Source organism: Kitasatospora sp. NPDC059646 (assembly GCF_042734615.1).
Lineage (GTDB): Bacteria > Actinomycetota > Actinomycetes > Streptomycetales > Streptomycetaceae > Kitasatospora.
Genome location: NZ_JBHWDS010000003.1, coordinates 45,858 through 54,269 on the forward strand (window position 1 = coordinate 45,858; position 8,412 = coordinate 54,269).

Consider the following 8,412-nt stretch of genomic DNA (forward strand, 5'->3'; position numbering starts at 1 on the left):
TCGCCGCCCGCCCCGCCGGACGCCGCTCGTTAATGCGCTGGACCCTTGACGCGCCGCCCGAGTACTATGGCAGCGCATCACCCGGAGGGCCCCGCCCTCCGGAGCTGTTTGTCAAATCAACATGGGGATGATCGGTTTCGACAGTGGCAGTCGAAACAGGAGAAGCGAGCCGAGGAATGCGGCAATGATCTCGTTAACCACGTGTCGCAAAAAAATAATCGCCAACTCTAAGCGCGATTCCCAGCAGTTCGCTCTCGCTGCCTGATCAGCGAAAGTGAATGGGTGTCAGCCCGGGGCGTTCCCGACCCGGATCCTGGCATAATCTAGGGAACTCAACCTTCCACCCCGGCCGCGGGGGTGGCGGGGAAACCAAACAGCGGCTGGGCCTGTTGGCGGCTTGTCCGCGTGACCGCCAGGGCCGAGAAAATCACAGCGGACTGCGCTCGGAGAAGTCCTGAATCCTCTCCACTGGACCCGGGTTCGATTCCCGGCATCTCCACCACCCCATGTGCATCGCAGAGCCGTCCTCCACGCGGAGGGCGGCTCTTCGTGCGTTCCGGCCCTCACAGCCCGGCCCGGCGCCGGGTGAACAGACGGTCAACAACCCTTCACAGCGGACCACGGATCCGAAACGGTGGACTCCTAACGTCAGTGGCACAGGCCTACGGCACTCGGAGGAGCAGCCCATGAACGGCACCACCACGAACGGCAGGACGGGCGGGAGATGGATCCAGCACTGGGATCCGGAGGACCCGGCGTTCTGGGAGAGCACAGGACGGCGCACCGCCCGCCGCAATCTGGTCTTCTCGGTGCTCTCCGAACACATCGGCTTCTCGATCTGGAGCCTGTGGTCGGTGATGGTGCTGTTCATGGGCCCCGAGTACGGAATCGACCCGGCCGGTAAATTCTTCCTGGTCGCCGTGCCGACCCTGGTCGGCTCCTTCGTCCGGATTCCCTACACCGTGGCGGTGGCCCGGTTCGGCGGCCGGAACTGGACGGTGGTCTCCGCGCTGCTGCTGCTCGCGCCCACGCTGGCCGCCGCGTACGTGATGCACCCCGGCACCTCGTACGGGACGTTCCTGCTGGTCGCCGCGCTCACCGGGGTCGGCGGCGGCAACTTCGCGTCCTCGATGACCAACATCAACGCCTTCTACCCGGCCCGGCACAAGGGCTGGGCGCTCGGCGTGAACGCCGGCGGCGGCAACGTCGGCGTGCCGGTGATCCAGCTGGTCGCGCTCGCCGTGATCGCCCTGGCGGGGGCCGGTCACCCGCGGCTGGTGCTCGGCGTCTACCTGCCGCTGATCGTGCTGGCCGCGGTGTCCGCCGCCCTGTTCATGGACAACCTGGCGCCGGTGAAGGCCGACACGGGGGCGCTCGCCGCGGTCGTCCGGGAGAAGCACACCTGGCTGATGTCGGCGCTGTACATCGGCACCTTCGGCTCGTTCATCGGGTTCTCGTTCGCGTTCGGCCTGGTGCTGCAGAACCAGTTCGGCCGCACCGCCCTGCAGGCCGCCCAACTCACCTTCCTGGGACCGCTGCTGGGCTCGCTGGCCCGCCCGCTCGGCGGCAAGCTCGCCGACCGGTTCGGCGGCGCCCGGATCACGCTGTGGAACTTCGCCGCGATGGCCGCCGCCGCCGGCACCGTCACCTGGGCGTCCGCGATCCGCTCGCTGCCGCTGTTCCTGACCGGGTTCGTCGCCCTGTTCGCGCTCGCCGGCCTCGGCAACGGCTCGACCTACAAGATGATCCCCGGCATCTTCGACGCCAAGGCGCAGGACCTGATCGCCGCCGGCACCGCCGCCGCCGACGCCGCCGCCTGGTCGCGCCGGATGTCCGGTGCCGCGATCGGCGTGATCGGCGCCGTCGGCGCGCTCGGCGGACTGTTCATCAACCTCGCCTTCCGCGAGTCCTTCCGCACCGTGCACACCGGCACCCCGGCGTTCGTCGCCTTCCTCGCCGCCTACGCCGGCTGCTCCCTGCTGACCTGGGCGGTCTACCTGCGCCGCCCCGCCGCGGCCCCGCACGGCGCCGACGCGCCCGCGCCCGTCCGGGTCTGACGTGCCGTCACGCCCCCGGGCCGCCGCGAAACACGCCGGACACCCGCCCGACCCGGGGGCGTCACCCCCGACGACGACGATGGACCACCCACCCGCCACCCACCGCGCCGCCGCGCCCCCCGGCCCAGGACCGGCCGGGCCCCCGCACGGCGCACCGAAGGACTGCCGCCGCCATGGCCGACCCCGTCGACCCCGCCCCCGCCAACCCCGACGCCGGACCGCTGGCCGGCTGGACCGTCGGCATCACCGCCGCCCGCCGCGCCGACGAACTCGCCGCCCTGCTGGAACGCCGCGGCGCCGCCGTGCTGCGCGCCCCCGCGCTGCGGATCGTCCCGCTCGCCGACGACGGCGACCTGCTGGCCGCCACCCGCGCGCTGATCGCCGACCCGCCCGACCTCGCCGTCGCCACCACCGGCATCGGCTTCCGCGGCTGGCTGGAGGCCGCCGACGGCTGGGACCTCGGCGAGGACCTGCGCGCGGCCCTCGGCCGGGCCTCGGTGCTCGCCCGCGGCCCCAAGGCCAAGGGCGCGATCCGGGCGGCCGGCCTGCGCGAGTCGTTCTCCGCCGCCACCGAGTCCTCCGCCGAGGTGCTCTCGCAGCTGCTCGCCGACGGCGTCGAGGGCCGCCGGATCGCCGTCCAACTGCACGGCGCCCCGCTCGCGGGCTTCGTCGAGTCGCTGCGCACCGCCGGCGCGGAGGTGGTCGAGGTGCCGGTCTACCGCTGGCTGCCGCCGGCCGACACCGGCCCGCTGGACCGGCTGATCGACGCGGTCTGCGCGGGCGCCCTGGACGCCGTCACCTTCACCTCCGCGCCCGCCGCGATCGGCCTGCTGGAGCGCGCCGCCGCCCGCGGCCGCACCGCGGAGCTGCTGACCGCGCTGCGCCGCGAGGTGCTCGCCGTGTGCGTCGGCCCGGTCACCGCCGCCCCGCTGGAGGCGCACGACGTCCCCGTCGTGCGGCCGGAGCGGATGCGGCTGGGCGCCATGGTGCAGACCCTCGGCGCCGCGCTGCCGGAACGGGCCCGCAGCCTCCCGGTGGCCGGCCACACCCTCGAACTGCGCGGCCGGGCCGCCGTCGTCGACGGCCGGCTGCGCCCCGTCCCGCCCGCCGGCATGGCGCTGCTGCGGGCGCTCGCCCGGCACCCCGGCTGGGTGGTGGCCCGTGCGGACCTGCTGCGGGCGCTGCCCGGCAGCGGCGGCGACGAGCACGCCGTGGAGAGCGCGATGACCCGGCTGCGGCAGGCGCTCGGGGTGCCCGGGCTGATCACCACGGTCGTGAAACGGGGCTACCGGCTGACCCTCGACCGCTGACCGGCCCCCGGCCGGTGCGCCCCGGGCGGGGCGGCCCTCGTCTGCGGAACAGTTCATCCCGTAAGATCGTCCGTCCGCCTTTTTCTCCGCACCTCTGGGGGCTCCTTGGGCGCGCACGGCTCTGCCGAGCACCACACCGACACTGTCCGCGACCGCGAGATCGCGGGGGAGCAGCAGCATCTCGACACCGTCTACCGGCGGTTGGAGGAGAAGCTCGCCGAGGCGGAGTACATCCTGGAGGACGCCGCGAAGCGCGTGCACGTCGGCACCCCCGGCGCGCTCGCCGAGCGCGACGCCCAGGTGTACCGCGCCGGCGCCCACCTGCAGCGGCTGAACAACGAGTTCGAGGACTTCCTGTTCGGGCGCATCGACCTCCAGCAGGCCGATGCCCCCGAGGAGCACGGGATCCCCTCGCAGACGCCGATGGACCCGGCCGACCCGGCGGTCGCCGAGAGCCTGCACATCGGCCGGCTCGGCGTGCTCGACGCCGAGTTCGGCCCGCTGGTCATCGACTGGCGCGCCCCGGCGGCGGCCCCGTTCTACCGGGCGACGCCGCTGGAGCCGGGCCGGGTGATCCGCCGCCGGGTGATCCGCTCCAAGGGCCGCAAGGTCATCGGCGTCGAGGACGACCTGCTGCGCCCCGACCTGACCCCGACCCTGGACGGCGAGGAACTCGCCGTGGTCGGCGACGGCGCGCTGATGGCGACCCTGGGCCGGGCCCGCGGCCACACGATGCGCGACATCGTCTCGTCCATCCAGAAGGAGCAGGACGAGGTGATCCGGGCCGCCGCGGCGGGAGCCACCCTGGTCACCGGCGGGCCCGGCACCGGCAAGACCGCCGTCGCCCTGCACCGCGCCGCGTTCCTGCTCTACCAGGACCGCCGCCGGTACGCGGGCGGCATCCTGGTGGTCAGCCCGACGCCGCTGCTGGTCTCCTACACCGAGGGCGTGCTGCCCTCGCTCGGCGAGGAGGGCCAGGTCGCGATCCGCGCGGTCGGCAGCCTGGTCGACGGCGTCGAGGCGACCCGCTACGACAGCCCCGAGGTGGCCCGGATCAAGGGCTCCTCGCGGATGGTGCAGCTGCTGCGCAGGGCCGCCCGGGCGGCCCTGGAGCTGGGCGCGCCGACCGAGCTGAAGGTGTTCGCCCGCGGCCGGGCGCTGCGGCTGGACGCCGGACGGCTGAAGGCGGTGCGCGGCAACGTGGTGGGCGGCGGCGGCACCCCGCTGAACCTGCTGCGCCCGCGCGCCCGCCGCCTGCTGCTGGACGCGCTCTGGTCGGAGGCGGTCCGCGACCTGCCGAAGCCGGTCAGCCACGCGGAGCGCGAGCAGCGCCAGGAGGAGCGCGAGTCCTTCGACGAGTACGTCTCCGACGAGGCGCCGTTCCTGGCCTTCCTGGACGCCTGGTGGCCGGCCGTCACCCCGCGCCGGGTGCTGGCCACGCTGCGCCAGCACCGGCACACCAACCGGATCGCCCGCCGAGCCGTCACGCCGGAGGAGGCCCGCCTGCTGGCGGCGTCCTGGCGGCACCTGGACGACCGCGGCGCCGGCGAGCTGTCCGCGCACGACGTGGCGCTGGTCGACGAACTGCAGGTGCTGCTCGGCGAGCCGGCCCGCCCGAAGGTCCGCGAGGTCGACGCGATCGACCTGCTGACCGGCCTGGACGAGGTCACCACGTACGGCGAGCGGGCCTACGGCCGGCGCGAGCGCGAGCGCGTCCCGGAGGAGCGCCGGGAGTACGCGCACGTGATCGTCGACGAGGCGCAGGACCTCACCCCGATGCAGTGGCGGATGATCGGCCGCCGCTCCCGGTCGGCGACCTGGACGATCGTCGGTGACCCGGCGCAGTCGTCCTGGCCGTTCCCGGAGGAGGCGCAGGCGGCGATGGACGAGGTGCTGGCGGGCAAGCCGCGCCGCCGGCACACGCTGACGGTGAACTACCGCAACCCGGCGGAGATCGCCGAGGTGGCGGCGAAGGTGCTGGCGCTGGCCGCGCCGGGCACCCCGTCGCCGAGCGCGGTCCGGGCGACCGGCGTCCAGCCGCGGTTCGCGGCGGTCCGGGAGGCCGACGCGGAGTCCTTCGGCAAGGCCGCCCGGGCCGAGCTGGAGCGGCTGCTGGCCGAGGTCGACGGCACCGTCGCGGTGGTCGTCCCGATGGACCGCCGGGCGGAGGCCGCGTCCTGGGCCGACGGCCTGGGCGAGCGGGTGGTGGCGCTGGGCAGCCTGGAGGCGAAGGGCCTGGAGTACGACGCCACGGTGGTCGCCGACCCGACCGGCATCGCCGGCGAGTCCGAGGCGGGCCTGCGGGTGCTGTACGTGGCGCTGACCCGCGCCACCCAGCGGCTGACGGTGCTGTCCGGCCCGGACGACCTGCCGGACGCGGCCGGCGTGCCCGCGCTGCTGAAGTAGCGACCGCCGGAGCGGCACGGACGCGAAAGGCCCCCCACCCGGAGGTGGGGGGCCTTTCGTGAAGCTGAACACCGACCCGCCATGCTCGCCTCGCGGCAAGTGGTCCCTCGAAGGGACGAAGGTTGGGCCCGGGGGCTTGGATCGAGCCGGTGCCGTTCCAATGTAACGCATCCGCGCCGACGGGCAAGGAGGCCGTCGGACCGGGGCCCGGTGCGGTTTGTCGGATCCGCACACTCAATGAACGTTATTTCTGACAAGCCCCCGGTTGGTGCGACGATCGAGACCTAGCATGCTGCGCGATTACCGGGCCGGTCACGGCCTGCTGATTCTAGGAAGAAGGACGTCGATGGCGACGGTGCCCAGTGTCTCGAACTCGATCACGGTCCGGTTGGAGGTGCCGGCCACCGGCAACGCGGTGAGCTCCATCACCACCGCGGTCGAGTCCTCCGGCGGCTCGGTCACCGGCCTGGACGTCACCGCGTCCGGCCTGGAGGCGCTGCGCATCGACGTCACCGTGGCCGCCTCCTCGGTGGCGCACGGCCAGGAGATCGTCGAGAAGCTCCGGGCGATCGACGGCGTCAGCATCGGCAAGGTGTCCGACCGCACGTTCCTGATGCACCTCGGCGGCAAGATCGAGATGTCCTCGAAGCTGCCGATCCGCAACCGCGACGACCTCAGCATGATCTACACCCCCGGTGTGGCCCGGGTGTGCATGGCGATCGCCGAGAACCCGGAGGACGCCCGCCGCCTGACCATCAAGCGCAACTCGGTCGCGGTGGTCACCGACGGCTCCGCGGTGCTGGGCCTGGGCAACATCGGCCCGAAGGCCGCGCTGCCGGTGATGGAGGGCAAGGCGGCGCTGTTCAAGCGCTTCGCCGGCATCGACGCGTGGCCGATCTGCCTGGACACCCAGGACGCCGACGAGATCGTGGCGATCGTCAAGGCCATCGCCCCGGGCTTCGCCGGCATCAACCTGGAGGACATCTCCGCCCCGCGCTGCTTCGAGATCGAGGCCCGGCTGCGCGAGGCCCTGGACATCCCGGTCTTCCACGACGACCAGCACGGCACCGCGATCGTGGTGCTGGCGGCGCTGACCAACGCGCTGAAGGTGGTCGGCAAGGAGATCGGCGAGATCCGCGTGGTGATGAGCGGCGCCGGCGCCGCGGGCACCGCGATCCTCAAGCTGCTGATGGCCGCGGGCGTCGCGCACGCCACCGTGGCGGACGTGCAGGGCGTGGTCCACCTGGGCCGCGAGGACCTGAACGAGAACCTGCGCTGGATCGCCGAGAACACCAACCGCTCCGGCCGCACCGGCACCCTCAAGGAGGCCGTGGCCGGCGCCGACGTGTTCATCGGCGTCTCCGCCCCGAACGTGCTGGACGGCGACGACCTGGCCACCATGGCCGAGGACGCGATCGTCTTCGCGCTGGCCAACCCCGACCCGGAGGTCGACCCGGCGGTGGCCCGGCAGACCGCCGCGGTGGTCGCCACCGGCCGCAGCGACTTCCCGAACCAGATCAACAACGTGCTGGTCTTCCCCGGCGTCTTCCGCGGCCTGCTGGACGCCCAGTCCAGCAGCGTCGACACCGAGATGATGCTGGCCGCCGCCCGGGCGCTGGCCACCACCGTCGCCGACGACGAGCTGAACCCGAACTACATCATTCCCAGCGTGTTCCACCCGGGCGTCGCCAAGACCGTCGCCGCGGCCGTCCGGGACGCCGCCGTGGCGGCCCGTGGCGACGCGGAGGCGGCCCCCGCGAGGCCCACCCCGGGCATCGTCGGAACGCTCGACACCGCCGCGTTCCCGGCCGTTCAGCTCTGAGCCGGTGAGCGACCGGCACGCTCGCCGCGCCCGGATTGCGGCGAACGTGCCGGATCCCTTGCGACACAAGGGCAAGGGGCGTGTTTGGGCTTGTCGGTGCCAAGGCGTACCGTAGCCCTGCGACGGGGTGGCGTGTCCGACAAGTACGGAACGTCCCCGGTTGTGCCACGGCGTGTCGTCCCGGCCGCCGCCCGCCCCGGACACCCCGGAGCCGACGGAGCGTCATACCTCTGTCCGGCGGGCGCTGTTCGGGTCAACCACGCCGGTGCCCGATTGGCTTTCTCAGTGCCGGTCGGGGCAGGATTCGTACCCAGGCGGGCAGTTTGCGGCGCTTCGCGGTGCGAGCCCGGCCCCTGACCACCCCTCGCCTGAACGAGCACCGTTCGCGGACCGGCCATGCCTCCGCGCACGGCAGAGCAACAGACCACAGGAGTACACATGAACCGCAGTGAGCTGGTGGCCGCGCTGGCCGAGCGCGCCGAGGTGACCCGCAAGGACGCCGACGCCGTGCTGGCCGCCTTCGCCGAGATCACCGGCGAGGTCGTCGCCAAGGGCGACGAGAAGGTCACCATCCCCGGTTTCCTGACCTTCGAGCGCACCCTGCGTGCTGCCCGCACCGCCCGCAACCCGCAGACCGGCGAGCCGATCCAGATCGCCGAGGGCTACAGCGTCAAGGTGAGCGCCGGCTCGAAGCTGAAGGAAGCCGCGAAGGGCAAGTGACCCTCCGCTGAACGCACCGGTGGCCGGCCGCCCCTCGGGGGGGCCGGCCCCCCGCGGTTTCGCAGGCCGTCAGGCGGGGAGGCCCACCACGACCGGG

The 8,412-nt window shown here is 73.2% G+C and carries 5 protein-coding genes and 1 other RNA gene; all 6 read left to right on the top strand.

Features of this window, described 5'->3' with window-relative positions; genetic code table 11:
• Positions 1–123 precede the first annotated feature (123 nt).
• The 6 genes from ssrA (at position 124) to ACFV1L_RS02750 (ending at position 8,315) form a co-directional block, all read left to right on the top strand.
• Positions 124–502: a transfer-messenger RNA gene (gene ssrA / locus ACFV1L_RS02725) on the top strand.
• Positions 503–686: 184 nt separating this feature from the next.
• Positions 687–2,057, top strand: coding sequence for a nitrate/nitrite transporter (locus tag ACFV1L_RS02730; RefSeq protein ID WP_380362248.1), 1,371 nt, complete (start codon positions 687–689; stop codon positions 2,055–2,057).
• Between the two features lie 173 nt (positions 2,058–2,230).
• A complete protein-coding gene (locus ACFV1L_RS02735) occupies positions 2,231–3,367 on the top strand; it encodes a uroporphyrinogen-III synthase (RefSeq protein ID WP_380362250.1) in 1,137 nt (378 codons plus the stop codon).
• A 105-nt stretch (positions 3,368–3,472) separates the two neighbouring features.
• The gene (locus ACFV1L_RS02740) at positions 3,473–5,773 is read left to right on the top strand and encodes a HelD family protein (protein WP_380362251.1); all 2,301 of its coding nucleotides are present in this window, start codon (positions 3,473–3,475) and stop codon (positions 5,771–5,773) included.
• Between the two features lie 346 nt (positions 5,774–6,119).
• Entirely contained in the window at positions 6,120–7,595 is a 1,476-nt protein-coding gene (locus tag ACFV1L_RS02745) for an NAD-dependent malic enzyme (protein ID WP_380362253.1), read from the top strand.
• 438 nt (positions 7,596–8,033) lie between these two features.
• Complete coding sequence (locus ACFV1L_RS02750; RefSeq protein ID WP_030459611.1) at positions 8,034–8,315, top strand: HU family DNA-binding protein; 282 nt, start codon at positions 8,034–8,036, stop codon at positions 8,313–8,315.
• Positions 8,316–8,412 lie beyond the last annotated feature (97 nt).

What these genes read in the sequence shown, in the direction of transcription:
- ACFV1L_RS02730 (WP_380362248.1), top strand. Translation starts at nt 687, where the DNA reads ATGAACGGCACCACCACGAACGGCAGGACGGGCGGGAGATGGATCCAG.
- ACFV1L_RS02735 (WP_380362250.1), top strand. Translation starts at nt 2,231, where the DNA reads ATGGCCGACCCCGTCGACCCCGCCCCCGCCAACCCCGACGCCGGACCG.
- ACFV1L_RS02745 (WP_380362253.1), top strand. Translation starts at nt 6,120, where the DNA reads ATGGCGACGGTGCCCAGTGTCTCGAACTCGATCACGGTCCGGTTGGAG.
- ACFV1L_RS02750 (WP_030459611.1), top strand. Translation starts at nt 8,034, where the DNA reads ATGAACCGCAGTGAGCTGGTGGCCGCGCTGGCCGAGCGCGCCGAGGTG.